The sequence below is a fragment of the Pseudomonas profundi genome, assembly GCF_008638305.1.
In the GTDB taxonomy this organism is placed as follows: Bacteria; Pseudomonadota; Gammaproteobacteria; order Pseudomonadales; family Pseudomonadaceae; genus Halopseudomonas; species Halopseudomonas profundi.
Genome location: NZ_VTPZ01000005.1, coordinates 220385 through 235843, shown reverse-complemented (window position 1 = coordinate 235843; position 15459 = coordinate 220385). Strand labels below are relative to the sequence as shown.

The window sequence follows — 15459 nt, the reverse complement described above, 5'->3', positions numbered from 1 at the left end:
CTTGGGACAATCAGACGGCGGCACGTACAGGAATCAGCGATTGATCGCGTAGCCGGTCCAGGTCACGGGAGGGTGCTACCAGCAGAGCGGCTAACGCTTCGCCATCGACATGGGCATGTACCCGAAAAGGTGGGCGTTGTGCCCGGCGCGCTGCACGCCAGCGCAGCGGTGTAACTCCGGCTTCGCTTCGGTGCAGAAAGCCTCGCCAACAGAGACTGGTGGTACTGCGTCGGTTGGCTCCCGAGGCAATGAAAACGGTACACAGCGGCGTTTCCTCCTCGGTGAGAAGGTCGACGCGAATGTCGCCTCCGCATACAGGAACGGACGTACGGACGATCAGGGGATAGTCGACAACGAATTGCGGCGGAAGCACCCTGGTAGACCAGACTGCACCTCGATCAAGGACCAGATGGTTATCCTTCAGACAGGGATCGCCCAGAAAGAAATCGGTCATCTTTACCGCGTCAAAACTGATCAGGCAGTGGGGTCCATCAAGCATTGCGGCAAGATATTCCTCGTGCAGAATACTGACGGTGGCCGCGCCGGTATATTCGCGACCTTCAGGCTGATAAGTTGCCGCAGGCACTGACTCGTTCGGCTCACCTTCCCCTAACCAGACGTGAACAAATCCGTTTCGTTCAGCCACCGGATAGGCTCGCGCCGCATATCGGGCAGGCACTCGTTCATCGACGTGCAGGTTGGGTATCGCCGTGCAAGCGCCACTGGCGCCGTCAAATGTCCAGCCATGGTAGCCACACTGAATTCCGCTCTCTACAACGCAGCCAAGGGATAGGGGCACGCGGCGGTGAGGGCAACGGTCTTCCAATGCAAACGCCTGACCTTGCCTGTCCCGAAACAGGACCAGCTCCTCGCCATTGCAGACGACTGCCAGGGGTTTTTCATTGTTTACGGCCTCGGACAAAGCCGAAGCCCACCAAGCGCTATTAGCCATCAGGGTCTACCTCGTTGTTGTTGTTTTAGTGTTATGTGCAGCCTTCGCCTTGCTGAAGATGCCTGGAAATACTTTAGGCTGGCTCGGCATTTTGATCAAATGAAAGTAGACAGATATCTTATAAATGTTCAAATCTGTTAATTTGTAAGGCATCATGAATACCCAGTTACCGGTAGTCACCAGGCGCGGAGAACCACCAATGCCGACCGTAATTTTCAATTTTTCAGATGATCGTCAACAGGTTGTAGAAGCCGTTGCGGGCCAGACGCTTATGCAGGTTGCGGCCAACCACGGTCTGGAAGGGATCCTGGGTGATTGTGGAGGGGCGTGCCAGTGCGCTACCTGCCACGTTTATATTGACGAGTCATGGCTGGACCAGTTGCCGGAAATGGATGGTATGGAAGATGACATGCTTGAAGGTACCGCTGCTCCCCGGCTTGCACAGAGCCGCCTGGGCTGTTGCGTGATCCTGGAGGCTGTGCATGAGGGCATGGTGGTGACTCTTCCACCAACACAAATCTGATGAAAAGTGGCGCGGAGCCGTCCCCGGCTCCGCGCCGGCGCTGGTCAATCGCGCTCGACTGCCAGCGCGACGCCTTGGCCGCCACCGATACACAGCGTCGCCAGCCCTTTCCTGGCATCACGCCGAGCCATTTCATAGAGCAGGGTAACCAGCACACGGCAACCGGATGCGCCAATGGGGTGACCCAGGGCAATAGCGCCGCCGTTGACGTTGACCTTCGACACATCCCATTCCAACTCTTTGCCGACCGACAGGCATTGAGCGGCGAAGGCTTCGTTGGCTTCGATCAGGTCCAGTTCCGCGATAGACCAGCCGGCTTTGCTCAGGCATTTCTTGCTGGCTGGCACCGGTCCGATACCCATGATCGCCGGATCCACCGCTGCGCTGGCATAGCCCTTGATACGCGCCAGCACCGGCAAATTCAACGCCTTCGCCTTGTCCGCCGTCATGAGCATTACCGCCGCTGCGCCGTCATTCAGCGTCGAAGCATTGCCGGCGGTGACGCTGCCGTCCTTTTTGAACGCTGGACGCAGGCCTGCCAGGCTGCCTTCAGAGGTGTCGGCCCTGGGTTGCTCGTCGGTATCGAAGGCAACGGGATCACCCTTGCGCTGGGGAATCATCACCGGCGTGATTTCATCCTGGAAGCGTCCGGCACTGATCGCCGCATTGGCGCGCTGCTGGGAAAGCAGGGCGTAGGCGTCCTGGTCTTCACGGCTGACCTGATACTGGCTTGCCAGGTTTTCGGCGGTGATGCCCATGTGGTAGTCGTTGAAAGCATCGATCAAGCCATCTTTCAGCAGGCTGTCTTCGAGTTGGGCATGGCCCATGCGCAGGCCGGTGCGCGCCTTGGGCAGCACGTAGGGCGCCAGGCTCATGCTTTCCATGCCGCCGGCAATGATGATCTCGGCATCGCCACAGCGGATCGCCTGGATGGCCATGTGCACGGCCTTGAGGCCGGAGCCGCACAGCTTGTTCAGCGTCAGCGCCGGGGTGCTGAACGGCAGGCCTGCATTGATCGCCGACTGGCGGGCCGGGTTCTGGCCGCAGCCGGCGGACAGCACTTGGCCGAGGATGACTTCATCAACCTGGCTGGCGTCCAGGCCGGTGCTGCTCATTAACGAGCGGATAACGGTGGCGCCCAGTTCAACCGCAGGCACGTTGGCCAGCGAGCCTTGAAAACTACCGATGGCGGTACGCGTTGCTGCGACAATGACGACGTCTTGCATGATCTTTTCTCCAAAAAAAACGTGGCTACCGCAATGGTGAGCCACGTAAAACCTTCAACGGGCAGCACTCCCCAGTGCAGCTTGGTCAGCTACTCCGGAAACCAGTGAAGCCTACCCTGCAGGGTAGGCTAATATTTGTTTTGATATTGCTCGGTCAGCACCGGGCAACCGGTCGCTTCCTGCAATGCCTGGACGGTGATGCCGGGCGCCAGTTCGAGCAGTTCCAGGCCAGCGTCGGTGATGTCCAGCACCGCCAGATCGGTGATGATCCGGGTGACGACGCCAAGGCCGGTCAGGGGAAGCTCGCACTGCTTGAGAATCTTCGGGCTGCCGTCCTTGGCGTTGTGCTCCATCAGCACCACGACGCGCTTGACGCCGGCGACCAGATCCATCGCGCCGCCCATGCCCTTGACCATCTTGCCGGGAATCATCCAGTTAGCCAGATCGCCTTTCTCCGACACCTGCATTGCCCCCAGGATCGCCAGGTTGATATGTCCGCCACGGATCATGGCGAAGGAGTCAGCGTTGTCGAAAAAGCTGCTGCCGGGCAGGCTGGTAACGGTCTGCTTGCCGGCGTTGATCAGGTCTGGATCGACCTTGTCTTCCTCCGGGAAGGGGCCGATGCCGAGCAGGCCATTTTCGCTCTGCAACCACACATCCATGCCTTCGGGAATATAATTAGCCACCAGCGTAGGCAGCCCGATGCCGAGGTTTACGTAAAAGCCGTCAGCCAATTCCTGAGCGGCTCGTTGCGCCATTTGTTCGCGTGTCCAGGCCATGATCAAGCGCTCCGTGTGGTACGTTTTTCGATACGTTTTTCCGGATTGGCATTGAGCACAATCCGCTGTACATAGATTCCCGGCAGGTGAATCTGATCGGGATCGAGCGCGCCGGTTTCGACGATTTCCTCGACCTCGACAATGCAGATCTTGCCGGCCGTCGCCGCTAGGGGATTGAAGTTGCGCGCGGTCTTGTTGAACACCAGATTGCCGGATTTATCAGCCTTCCAGGCTTTGACCAGGGCCACATCAGCCGTCAGCGAGGTTTCCATGACGTACCACTCGCTGTTGAACTGGCGGGTTTCCTTACCTTCGGCGATCAGCGTGCCGTAGCCGGTCCGGGTATAGAAAGCCGGAATCCCGGCGCCACCGGCGCGCAGCTTTTCCGCCAGGGTACCCTGGGGCGTGAATTCCAGCTCAAGTTCGCCTGACAGGTACTGGCGCTCGAACTCCTTGTTCTCGCCCACATAGGACGAGACCATCTTGCGGATCTGGCGGGATTCGAGCAGCAGCCCAAGCCCGAAACCGTCAACGCCAGCGTTGTTGCTGATAACGGTGAGATCCTTCTTCTGCGTGTCGCGCAGGGCTTCGATCAGCGCTTCGGGAATACCGCACAACCCGAACCCGCCGACCGCCAGCGTCATGCCGTCGTCGACAAGCCCGGCGAGGGCCTCCCGAGCGTTAGGATAGATTTTGTTCATTGTTATAGATGCTCCTCTTCCCGTTAAAGTCTGTCGTTATTGGTCACACTGGCTGCTTCTGGCCCGGGCAACGCGCGAACCGGAGGGCCGGTTCAACAGCTTACTGATGCGGTTGCCGGCCTGAATCAGTGCGTCCAGGTCTATTCCAGTGTGGATGCCCAGTCCATTGAGCATGTAGAGAACGTCTTCAGTGGCGACGTTACCGGTGGCACCCTTGGCGTAGGGGCACCCGCCGAGGCCGGCAACCGAGCTGTCGAATACCTGGATGCCTTCCAGCAGCCCGGCGTAGATATTGGCCAACGCTTGCCCGTAGGTGTCGTGAAAGTGGCCGGCCAAATGATCGCGCGGAATATGCTGCGCAACGGTTTCAAACAGGTTGCGCGTGGCACCGGGCGTGCCGGTGCCAATAGTGTCGCCCAGGGAGATTTCGTAGCAGCCCATGGCGTGCAGTTCGCGGGCCACGCTGGCGACCTGGCTGGCGGCGATCTCACCGTCATAGGGACAGCCCAGCACGCAGGATACATAGCCGCGTACCCGCACGCCGGCTTCGGCTGCGGCGCTCATGACGGGTTCGAAACGCTGTATGCTTTCACTGATCGAGCAGTTGATATTGCGCTGTGAAAAGCCTTCGGAGGCGGCGGCAAACACCGCCACCTCTTCAGCGCCGGCTTGCAGAGCCATTTCAAAACCTTTCAGGTTAGGCGTGAGCGCCGCGTAGGTCGTGCCGGCGCGCCGCTGAATCCCGGCAAATACGTCCAAAGAGCCGGCCATCTGCGGGACCCACTTGGGCGAGACGAAACTGCCCACTTCGATGTAGCCCACCCCGGCGTTGCTCAGGTCATCGATCAGGCGGATCTTGTCAGCGTTGCTGACTGGCTGGGCTTCGTTCTGCAGGCCGTCACGCGCGCCTACTTCGACCAGTTTGACCGAGGCGGGCAGGCTCATTGCGCTTCCTCCATTTCCACCAGCAGAGTGCCCTCGGCGATCAGCTCGCCTTCGGCGCAGAAGATTGCCTTCACCGTGCCGGCTTCGGCTGCGCGAATGCTGTGTTCCATCTTCATCGCTTCGAGCACCAGCAGCACGGCGCCAGCCTCGACCTGTTGGCCTGGCTCGACCATGACGCGCACGACGCTGCCATTCATCGGCGCTTGCAAACCACCAGCATGCTGGTGGGAATGGTCCACTTCAGCAATCGGGTCAAATCGATCGATCCGCTGCCAGCTGTTGTGCCAGTGCAGATACAGCGCGCCATTGCTGATCAGCAGGCGGTGGCGGCGGGTCTGCTGCGCCTCGGTGATCAATAGCGTCTGGGTAGTCGGGCAATACGAGCAGCCGGTTACGTCTACGGCGGCAAAGGGCTGATCCAGCTCACCACAACGCAGGTGCAGGCGGCTCTGCGCGGGCAGTCCAGCGCGCCAGCTAGTCAGGTCAGTCCATGGGCTGGATTCGCCAGGTCCGGAGGCTACGGACGAGGCGCCAGGCATTGCCAGCAACCAGGCCTTCGCCGCGGTGCGCCAGAACTGCTCATCAAGTGCTTCAGGCGCGGGCAACAATTGCTCTGCATGACGCGGAATAAAACCAGTATCCAGTTCGGCCTGGGCGAAGGCGGGGTGGGCCAGAATACGGGTCAGGAACTTCAGGTTGGTCTGCACGCCAGCCACCACGGTCTCGCGCAGCATGGCCAGCAGGGACAGGCGCGCCTCTTCCCGCGTCTCGCCCCAGGCAATCAGTTTGGCGATCATCGGATCGTAGAAAGGCGAGACAACGTCGCCTTCGGTAACGCCGCTGTCCACGCGGCGGCCCTTGCCGGCGGGTGGCTCGCGATACAGCTGCAGGGTGCCGCTGGCCGGGAGAAAGTCGTTATCGGTATCTTCAGCGTACAGGCGCACCTCAATGGCGTGCCCCATCAGCGGCACCTGCTCCTGGGTCAGCGGGAGCTTCTCGCCCTGGGCCACCCGCAATTGCCAGGCGACCAGATCCTGTCCGGTAATGGCTTCGGTGACCGGATGCTCGACCTGCAGGCGGGTGTTCATTTCCATAAAGAAGAATTCGCCGCGCGCGTCCAGCAGAAACTCCACCGTGCCGGCACCGACGTAGCCGATAGCCTGGGCAGCTTTCACCGCCGCATCGCCCATGGCCTTGCGCAGCTCGGGCGAAAGGCCCGGCGCAGGCGCTTCTTCAACCACTTTCTGGTGACGGCGCTGGATCGAACAGTCGCGTTCGTTCAGGTAAACACCATTGCCATGCTGGTCGGCAAACACCTGGATTTCCACGTGGCGGGGCTGCAACACGTACTTTTCCACCAGCATGCGCGCATCGCCAAAGGAGGACTGGGCTTCGCGTTGCGCCGACGCCAGGGCGTCAGCCATATCCGCTTCGCGCTCGACCACCTTCATACCCTTGCCGCCACCACCGGCGGTGGCCTTGAGCAGCACCGGGTAGCCGATGCGCTCGGCAGCCGTTACGAAGGTCTGCAGGTCCTGTTCGTCGCCATGGTAGCCGGGCACCAGCGGCACGCCGGCCTTTTCCATCAACGCCTTGGCCGCTGATTTGCTGCCCATGGCATCGATGGCCGAGGCGGGTGGCCCGACGAAGATCAGGCCCTGCTCTTCGCAGGCACGGGCAAAACCGGCATTCTCGGACAGAAAACCGTAGCCGGGATGAATCGCCTGGGCACCGCTGGCGTGGGCGGCGGCGAGAATCTTGTCGACCAGCAGATAGCTGTCCGCTGGTTTCGCGCCACCAAGGCCGATGGCTATATCGGCTTGCAGGACGTGCTGTGCCTGACGGTCAACGTCACTGTGTACGGAGACAGTGGTAATGCCCATCTCGCTGGCGGTGCGCATGACCCGGCAGGCAATTTCGCCGCGGTTGGCGATAAGCAGGGTATTGATCATTTTTGTTCGTCCCACATCATGGCGAAGTTTTATGTTGTTCGGTTTTCACTATCTTTACCGGGTAGCTCTCAGTCTGGCTGCCATGCCGGTTTGCGCTTTTCCAGAAAGGCGCTCAGGCCTTCCTGACCTTCCGCGCTGACCCGGATGCCGGCAATGGCCGCTTCGGTATAACTGCGTACTTCCCCGGTCAGTTCACCGTGCTTGACGGTCTGCATAAGCGCCTTGGTCGCATTCATGGCCTGGGGGCTGTTCAGCAGCAGGTTATCGACCCACTCCTGTAGCGCCACGTCCAGCTTCTCGGCCGGATAGCATTCGGCGAGCAATCCCAGTTCCCGCGCCCGTTCACCGCTGAAACGCTCGGCGGTCAGGGCGTAGCGGCGCGCCGCCCGTTGCCCGATGGCTTGCACTACATAGGGGCTGATGACTGCGGGAAGCAAGCCGATACGCACCTCGGACAGGCTATACAGGCTGTCGTTGGTGCCAATAGCGATATCGCAGCAACTGATCAAACCCAGCGCACCACCAAAGGCTGCCCCGTGTACCACGGCCAGAGTCGGCAGGCTGAGCTGCGCCAGACTGGCCATCAGTTGCCCAAGTTCTCGGGCATCACTCAGGTTGGCCTGATAATCGAGCTTGGCGCACTCCTGCATCCAGGCCAGATCGGCTCCGGCAGAAAAGTGCTTGCCGCGCCCGCGCAGCAGGAGAAACCGCAGCCCTTTGGCGGCCTGAACCTCATCCATGGCTGCCAGCAGCTCACGGATCATCTCGGCATTGAACGCGTTGTTGCGTTCGGGCCGGTTCAGCCACAGGGTTGCTACGCCGTTGTCGCTGTATTCGAGTTCGATTGTCTTGAAGCTGGTCATGGCTTTCTCAATCCGTGTTGTGGCAATCAGCCGCCTGGGTGAAGCGGCAGCTGAAAGCAATCACATCCTGAACACCCCAAAGCGGGTCGGTGCAATAGGCGCATTTAGCGCGGCCGATATCGCCAGACCGAGCACGTCGCGGGTCTGCGCCGGGTCAATTACCCCGTCGTCCCATAACCGCGCGCTGGAATAGTAGGGATGACCCTGCCGCTCGTACTGCTCAAGAATCGGTTTGCGCAGCGTCTGTTCCTGCTCGGCGCTGAAGGTCTCGCCGGCGCGTTCAGCCTGCTCATGCTTGACCTGCACCAGCACGCCTGCTGCCTGTTCGCCGCCCATCACCGAAATGCGAGCATTGGGCCACATCCACAGGAAACGGGGATCGTAGGCGCGGCCACACATGCCGTAGTTGCCGGCACCGAAGCTGCCACCGATGATCACGGTGAATTTTGGCACCTGGGCGCAGGCCACAGCGGTAACCAGTTTGGCGCCGTGCTTGGCGATACCACCGGCCTCGTATTTCTGACCGACCATAAAGCCGGTGATGTTTTGCAGGAACAGCAGCGGAATGCCGCGCTGGCAGGCCAGTTCGATAAAGTGGGCGCCTTTCTGCGCGGACTCGGCGAAGAGGATGCCGTTGTTCGCCAGGATCGCTACCGGATGCCCATGCAGATGGGCAAAGCCGCATACCAGCGTGGTGCCATACAGCGCCTTGAATTCATCGAACTGGCTGTCGTCGACTAGGCGGGCAATCACTTCGCGCACATCAAAGGGTTGCTTGGCATCGGCCGGGATGATGCCGTATAGCTCGTCGCTGGCGTAGCGCGGGTTGATTGGTGCGCGGCAGTTCAGCTCACCCTGCTTGCGCCAGTTCAGATTGGCGATGCAGCGCCGGGCCAGGGCCAGGGCGTGTTCGTCGTTCTCGGCATAGTGATCGGCCACGCCTGAGGTCTTGCAGTGCACATCGGCGCCGCCCAGATCCTCGGCGCTGACCACTTCACCGGTGGCGGCCTTGACCAGCGGTGGGCCGGCAAGAAAAATGGTTGCCTGGTTGCGCACCATGATGGCTTCGTCTGCCATCGCTGGCACATACGCGCCGCCAGCGGTACAGGAGCCCATGACCACGGCAATCTGCGGAATGCCCTGGGCGCTCATGTTGGCCTGGTTGAAGAAGATGCGGCCGAAGTGCTCGCGGTCGGGAAAGACCTCATCCTGGCGTGGCAGGTTGGCGCCGCCGGAATCCACCAGATAGATGCACGGCAGGCGGTTCTGCTGGGCAATGGTCTGCGCGCGCAGGTGCTTCTTAACTGTCAGCGGATAATAGGAGCCGCCTTTGACCGTTGCGTCGTTGGCCACGATCATGCATTCGACACCTTCCACACGCCCTAGACCGGCGATCAGACCGGCGGCGGGCACGTCTTCGCCGTAGACCTCATGGGCGGTCAGTTGGCCGATTTCCAGAAACGGCGAACCTGGGTCGAGCAGGGCATCGATGCGCTGGCGGGGCAACAGTTTGCCGCGCGAGAGGTGGCGCTCCTGGGCCTTGGCGCCGCCGCCTTCGGCAACGCGCGCCAGCAACTCGCGCAGGTCCGTCACCAGTGTCTGCATGGCCGAGCAGTTAACCGCATATTCTGGCGCGTTGCGGTTGATTTGACTGTTGAGAATGCTCATGGGTTATCTCTTTTTATAAGGGCGCTTTTTATGAGGGGCTTCACCGGGTCTCGTTGAACAGTTCGCGCCCGATCAGCATGCGCCGAATTTCGCTGGTGCCTGCGCCAATCTCGTACAGTTTTGCGTCACGCCAGATGCGGCCGGTGGGGTAGTCATTAATATAGCCATTGCCGCCGAGGATCTGGATTGCTTCACCGGCCATCCACGTGGCTTTTTCGGCGGTATACAGGATCACGCCCGCACAATCCTTGCGCACCTGGCGGACATGCCCGCTGCCCATGGCGTCGAGGTATTTGCCGACGCTGTAGAGATAGGCGCGGCACGCCTGGAGGGTGCTGTACATGTCAGCGACCTTGCCCTGAATGAGCTGGAACTCGCCGATGCTCTGACCGAACTGCTTGCGGTCATGAATATAGGGCGTGACGATGTCCATGGACGCCTGCATCAGGCCCATCGGGCCACCGCTCAGCACCGCGCGTTCATAGTCCAGGCCGCTCATCAGCACCTTGGTGCCTTCACCCAGGCCGCCGAGAATGTTTTCTTCCGGGATCTCAACGTTGTTGAATACCAGCTCGCCGGTGTGCGAGCCGCGCATGCCGAGCTTGTCGAGCTTCTGCGCAACGGAGAAACCAGGGGTATTGGTATCCAGGATAAAGGCAGTCATGCCTTTGGCACCAGCGGCGAGATCGGTCTTGGCGTAGACCACCAACACGTGGCAATCAGGTCCGTTGGTGATCCACATCTTGGTGCCGTTCAACACGTAACGGTCGCCTTTCTTGTCGGCGCGCAGTTTCATGGAGACCACATCAGAGCCGGCATTCGGCTCACTCATGGCCAGGGCGCCGATGTGCTCGCCGGAGATCAGCTTGGGCAGGAACTTCTGCTTCTGCGCTTCGCTGCCGTTGCGGTGAATCTGGTTCACGCACAAGTTCGAATGCGCTCCGTAGGACAAGCCGATACCGCCGGCTGCGCGGGAAATTTCTTCCATGGCGATCATATGCGCCAGATAGCCCATACCCGAGCCGCCGTATTCTTCGGCCACGGTAAGACCAAGCAGGCCCATGTCGCCAAATTTGCGCCACAGATCCATCGGAAACTCGTCGGTGCGGTCGGCTTCGGCGGCACGCGGGGCGATTTCCTTGGCAGCAAAGCCGGCAACCGAATCACGCAGCATGTCGATGTCTTCACCAAGGAAGAAGTCCAGTCCGGGTATAGCGCTCATACTATGTAATCTCCTGTTCTTATGTTTATAGCTGCGTGGCCTGGATGCGCGCATCCTTGGCGGTGGCGTCGTGAAATTCCGCTTTGCGCTCATTGCGCCATGCCGATAGCAGCCGGGCGTGCTGAATGCGGGCCTGATCCAGGAAACGCTCCTTGACCGGACCGTAGCCGCGAACGATGTCTGGCAGGTTGGTAAGCTCTACGGCGGTTTGCAGTTTCTCTGCGGTCAGCTTGTCGAGCACCTCGTCAAGAATGCCTTCGTAGGTCGCCAGCCATTCGCGTTCTACCTTGCGCTCGGCGGTATAGCCAAAGGGATCGATGACCGAATTACGCAGGAACTTCAGACGTGCCAGCAACTTGAAGCTGCGCATCATCCACGGGCCGAAGCTGCGTTTTTTTGGTTCTTCGCCTGGCTTGGCGTTGTTCATGATGGGCGGAGCCAGGTGGAAGTTGAGCTTGTAGTTGCCCTCGAACTGCGCTTCGATCTTTTTCATGAAATCGCCGTTGGTATACAGCCGCGCCACTTCGTATTCGTCCTTGGTAGCCAGCACCTTGAAGTAATTACGTGCGACGGTCTCGGTCAGCTTGCCCGGCTCGCCAGCGATTCGCGTTTCAGCCTCGCGGAACTGCTGCACGCGCGCCAGGTATTTGTCACCCAGTTTGGCGTTCTGATACTCGGTAAGAGTGGCGATACGGCGCTGAATGACCTCATCCAGATTCTGCGACAGCGGTTGCGCTGCGGCTTTGCTGCTGTTGCTGTCGATCAGGCTGCGCAGGCGCGGCAAATCAGCGGCGGCGCGGCGGCCCCAATCGAATGCCTTGAGGTTGAACTCGATTGCGGTGCCGTTCAGCTCGATGGCCTGGACCAGCGATTCTTGCGCGACAGGTAGCCAGCCCTTCTGATAGGCGAAGCCGAGCATGAAGGTGTTGGTGGCAATCGAGTCGCCCATCAGTACGGTGGCGATACGACTGGCATCCAGGAAACTGGACTGACCCTCGCCAACCGCTTCAGCAATCTGCGCCGACATGGCCTGGGTGCGGAACTTGGGATCGGGATGGGCTTCGAGGTTGCCGCTCTCGGCCTGCAGGGCAAAGGTGCGTACGAACTCGCTGGTGATGCTTTCGTCCGAATTCACCACGGCATGGGTCACGCCGTGGCGGAGCTTTTCCAGGGTCTCGTTGTTGGCGCTGACCACCAGATCGCAACCCAGCAGCAGACTGGTTTCGCCTGCAGCAATGCGCGGTGCATGTAGCTGCGATTGCTCGGCAGCGATGCGGATATGCGACCACACGGCGCCGCCTTTCTGCGCCATGCCGGCCATATCCAGGTTCAGCACGCCTTTGCCTTCGATGTAGGCAGCCATGCCGAGCAAGGCGCCGATGGTCACCACGCCGGTGCCGCCCACGCCAGTGACCAGAATGCTGTAGGGCTGATCCAGTGAGGCCATGGCCGGCGTTGGCAGATGCCATTCATCGTCACCGGTGTTGCCCAGCGCCTTGGCCTTGCGCAATGCGCCGCCTTCCACGGTTACGAAGCTCGGGCAAAAGCCGGACAGGCAGGAGAAGTCCTTGTTGCACGATGACTGGTCGATGCTGCGCTTCTGGCCGAATTCGGTATCGACGGTCACCACCGACATGCAGTTGGATTTGCTGCTGCAATCGCCGCAACCTTCGCAAACCGCCTGGTTGATGACCACCCGGCGCGCCGGATCAGGGAACTTGCCGCGCTTGCGGCGGCGGCGTTTTTCGGCAGCGCAGGTCTGGTCGTAAACGATAGCGGACACGCCGTCGAACTCGCGCAGCTCCTGCTGCAGCTTTTCCATTTCGTCACGGTGCAGGACTGGCACGCCGTCGGCCAGGTTCTTCACCGATTCGTATTTTTCCGGCTCGTCGGTCACCACGGCAATACGCTTGACCCCCTCAGCAGCCAGTTGCTGGGTGATCTGCGGCACGGTCAGAGTGCCGTCAACCGGTTGTCCGCCGGTCATGGCTACGGCATCGTTGTACAGAATCTTGTAGGTGATCTGCGCCTTGGCAGCGACCGCTGCGCGGATTGCCAGGATGCCGGAATGGAAGTAGGTGCCGTCGCCCAGGTTGGCGAATACGTGCTTGGTGGTGGTAAACGGCGCCTGGCCAATCCAGGCTACGCCTTCACCGCCCATCTGGCTGAAGGTCTGGGTTTGCGGATAGATCCACGCGGCCATGTAGTGACAGCCGATACCCGCCAGCGCCCGACTGCCTTCCGGCACCTTGGTGGAGATGTTGTGCGGGCAGCCCGAACAGTAGTGAGGTACCCGATCCATCAGCGCGCCCATTACGTTCTTGGTGGTGAGCTGTGCTTCGAGCTGCTGCAAGCGGTTCTGCAATCTGTCGTCCGGACGCAGGCGCAGAATCCGCTTGGCCAGGGCGCGGGCGATGTGCGCCGGCGTCAGCTCACTGATGGCCGGCAGCAGCCAATCAGTGTGGGGCATGCTCCACTCGCCCTTGTCGTCGAACTTGCCGACGATGCGTGGCCGCACGTCCTCGCGCCAGTTATACAGCTCTTCCTTCATCTGGTACTCGATCATGTGGCGCTTTTCCTCCACCACGATGATCTCTTCCAGGCCTTCAGCGAAATGGCGTACGCCTTCGGCTTCGAGGGGCCAGACCATGCCCACTTTGTAAACGCGCAGTCCCATCTGCTGGGCCTGTTCTGCATCGATGCCGAGCATCTCAAGCGCCTGGCACACATCCAAGTACGATTTGCCTGCGGTGATGATGCCGATCCGGGCGTTGGGTGAGTCCATGACCACGCGGTCGATACGGTTGGCGCGGGCATAGGCCAAGGCGGCATACAGCTTGTGTTCGAGCAGGCGCTGTTCCTGAGCCAGCGGCGGATCGGGCCAGCGGATGTTCAGGCCGCCTTCGGGAATCTGGAAGTCGGGAATGATCGATTCGACGCGGAACGGATCGATATCGACAATCGCTGCGCTCTCAACGGTATCGGCGACGGCTTTCAGCGCCACCCAGCAACCGGAGTAACGGGACATGGCCCAACCGTGAATGCCGTAATCCAGGTATTCCTGCACGCCAGAAGGTGCCAGAACCGGCATCATCACGGCTTTGAATATATGCTCTGTCTGGTGCGGCAGTGAAGAGGAGCGGGCGCCATGGTCATCACCGGCGACGGCCAGTACACCACCGAACTTCGAGGTGCCGGCAGCATTGGCATGCCGGAAGACGTCTCCGGAGCGGTCCACGCCCGGACCTTTGCCGTACCACATGCCGAATACGCCGTCATAGGTGGCGCCCTCAAAGATGTTGACCTGCTGGGTGCCCCAGATGGAGGTGGCGGCCAGCTCTTCGTTAACGCCTGGCTGGAAATGGGTGTGGCTCTCTTTCAGGTATTCCCGGGCGCGCCACAGATGCTGGTCGAAGCCGCCGAGTGGTGAGCCTCTATAGCCCGAAACAAAGCCAGCGGTATTCAGCCCCGCAGCCAGATCGCGCTGGCGTTGCATAAGCGGCAGCCGGACCAGCGCCTGGACTCCGGTCATCAATTGATAGCCGCTTATCTGCGTATACTTGTCGTCAAGCGAGAGGGAAGTTCCCATGGCTGATCATTACCTGTCTTGTTCTGTTTATGGCTACTGCAATGCACGGTAGTACGGATTGACTGGAGTATATGAAGGGCGGCGGGTATCGTAAATTTATAAAAACTAGATATAGGTATCTGAAAAACAAATGGCAAACCATGACGTTTCGATGCGCCAGTTGCGCTATTTCGTTGCCGCTGCGGAGACCGGCCAGTTTTCCCAGGCGGCCAGCAAGGTGCATGTATCGCAGTCGGCCATCACCACTGCGGTCATGCAGCTGGAGGAGCGCCTGGGCGTGAAGCTGTTCGAGCGGATGCCCTACGGCGTCAGCCTCACAGCGGAGGGCAACAAGTTCTTTCAGCACGCAAGTCACATTCTCGATACGCTGCAGGATGCGCTCAGCGAGCCGTTTTTTCTCAGCCATGCGATCAGCGGTGTGGTCAGGGTAGGGGCGACCTATACGGTGCTGGGCTACTTTCTGCCCAATTTGCTGGCGCGGTTCAAGCGCAGCTACCCCGACGTCGAAATCGACCTGATCGATATGGATCGAAGCAATATCGAGGCGGCAGTCAGCTCGGGTGAGCTCGACGTGGGGTTGACCGTGATCTCCAATGCCAGCGATCTCGGCGGCCTGGAGCACAGCGTGTTGATCAGGTCTCGCCGTCAATTGTGGCTGGCTTCCACCCATCCCCTGATGCAGTCGGCGTCCATCACCTTGAAGGATGTTGCCGGATACGCCTATATCATGCCCACGGTGGATGAAGGCGAGACATCGGCGCTGCGCTACTGGCATAGCCAGAGCCTAGAGCCGCAGGTGGCTTTTCGTACCTCTTCGATGGAATCGTTGCGCGGGCTGGTGGCACACGGTTTCGGAGTGACCATTCTGTCGGACATGCTGTACCGCGCCTGGTCGCTGGAAGGCAAGAAAATCGAAATTCGTCCGCTTACCGACGCCGTACCGCCGATGGAACTGGGCTTGCTGTGGCGTGAAGGCGCAAGCCTGAACGAGGCTGCCAGCGCCTTCCAGCAATTCCTCATTCATGCTTGTGGGTCCTGA

Annotated in this window: 12 protein-coding genes; 2 read left to right on the top strand and 10 right to left on the bottom strand. The window is 60.3% G+C overall.

The annotated features are described in order from the left end of the window. Positions 1-10: 10 nt before the first annotated feature. Positions 11-952, bottom strand: a complete 942-nt coding sequence (locus FZE95_RS09130) for a Rieske 2Fe-2S domain-containing protein (RefSeq protein WP_150300548.1) — start codon at positions 950-952, stop codon at positions 11-13. Positions 953-1151: 199 nt separating this feature from the next. On the opposite strand from FZE95_RS09130, the gene FZE95_RS09125 reads away from it, so the two are divergent. Further along, positions 1152-1475, top strand: coding sequence for a 2Fe-2S iron-sulfur cluster-binding protein (locus FZE95_RS09125; RefSeq protein ID WP_150300547.1), 324 nt, complete (start codon positions 1152-1154; stop codon positions 1473-1475). A gap of 44 nt (positions 1476-1519) precedes the next feature. Here the strand turns inward: FZE95_RS09125 and FZE95_RS09120 are convergent, their stop codons facing one another. The 9 genes from FZE95_RS09120 to FZE95_RS09080 all read right to left on the bottom strand — a co-directional run bounded on the left by FZE95_RS09120 (position 1520) and on the right by FZE95_RS09080 (position 14420). Next, positions 1520-2701: an acetyl-CoA C-acetyltransferase gene (locus FZE95_RS09120; protein WP_150300546.1), complete on the bottom strand. Its 1182-nt coding sequence runs from the start codon at positions 2699-2701 to the stop codon at positions 1520-1522. Positions 2702-2829: 128 nt separating this feature from the next. Further along, positions 2830-3480, bottom strand: a complete 651-nt coding sequence (locus FZE95_RS09115) for a CoA transferase subunit B (protein WP_150300545.1) — start codon at positions 3478-3480, stop codon at positions 2830-2832. Between the two features lie 2 nt (positions 3481-3482). Beyond that, complete coding sequence (locus FZE95_RS09110) at positions 3483-4181, bottom strand: CoA transferase subunit A (RefSeq protein ID WP_150300544.1); 699 nt, start codon at positions 4179-4181, stop codon at positions 3483-3485. A 36-nt stretch (positions 4182-4217) separates the two neighbouring features. After that, positions 4218-5126: a hydroxymethylglutaryl-CoA lyase gene (locus tag FZE95_RS09105; RefSeq protein ID WP_150300543.1), complete on the bottom strand. Its 909-nt coding sequence runs from the start codon at positions 5124-5126 to the stop codon at positions 4218-4220. Further along, entirely contained in the window at positions 5123-7078 is a 1956-nt protein-coding gene (locus FZE95_RS09100) for an acetyl/propionyl/methylcrotonyl-CoA carboxylase subunit alpha (RefSeq protein WP_150300542.1), read from the bottom strand. The genes FZE95_RS09105 and FZE95_RS09100 overlap by 4 nt, the downstream gene beginning before the upstream one ends. Before the next feature lie 68 nt (positions 7079-7146). Then, positions 7147-7941 carry a gamma-carboxygeranoyl-CoA hydratase gene (locus tag FZE95_RS09095; RefSeq protein ID WP_150300541.1) on the bottom strand — a complete coding sequence of 265 codons (795 nt, stop codon included), beginning with the start codon at positions 7939-7941 and terminating at the stop codon, positions 7147-7149. A 60-nt stretch (positions 7942-8001) separates the two neighbouring features. Then, on the bottom strand, positions 8002-9609 hold the full coding sequence (locus tag FZE95_RS09090; RefSeq protein ID WP_150300540.1) for a carboxyl transferase domain-containing protein: 1608 nt from the start codon (positions 9607-9609) through the stop codon (positions 8002-8004). Between the two features lie 40 nt (positions 9610-9649). After that, entirely contained in the window at positions 9650-10831 is a 1182-nt protein-coding gene (locus FZE95_RS09085) for an isovaleryl-CoA dehydrogenase (RefSeq protein ID WP_150300539.1), read from the bottom strand. Between the two features lie 25 nt (positions 10832-10856). After that, positions 10857-14420 (bottom strand): indolepyruvate ferredoxin oxidoreductase family protein, encoded by a 3564-nt coding sequence (locus tag FZE95_RS09080; RefSeq protein WP_150300538.1) that lies wholly within the window; start codon positions 14418-14420, stop codon positions 10857-10859. A 130-nt stretch (positions 14421-14550) separates the two neighbouring features. Between FZE95_RS09080 and FZE95_RS09075 the strand changes: the two genes are divergently transcribed. Next, the gene (locus FZE95_RS09075) at positions 14551-15459 is read left to right on the top strand and encodes a LysR family transcriptional regulator (protein WP_150300537.1); all 909 of its coding nucleotides are present in this window, start codon (positions 14551-14553) and stop codon (positions 15457-15459) included.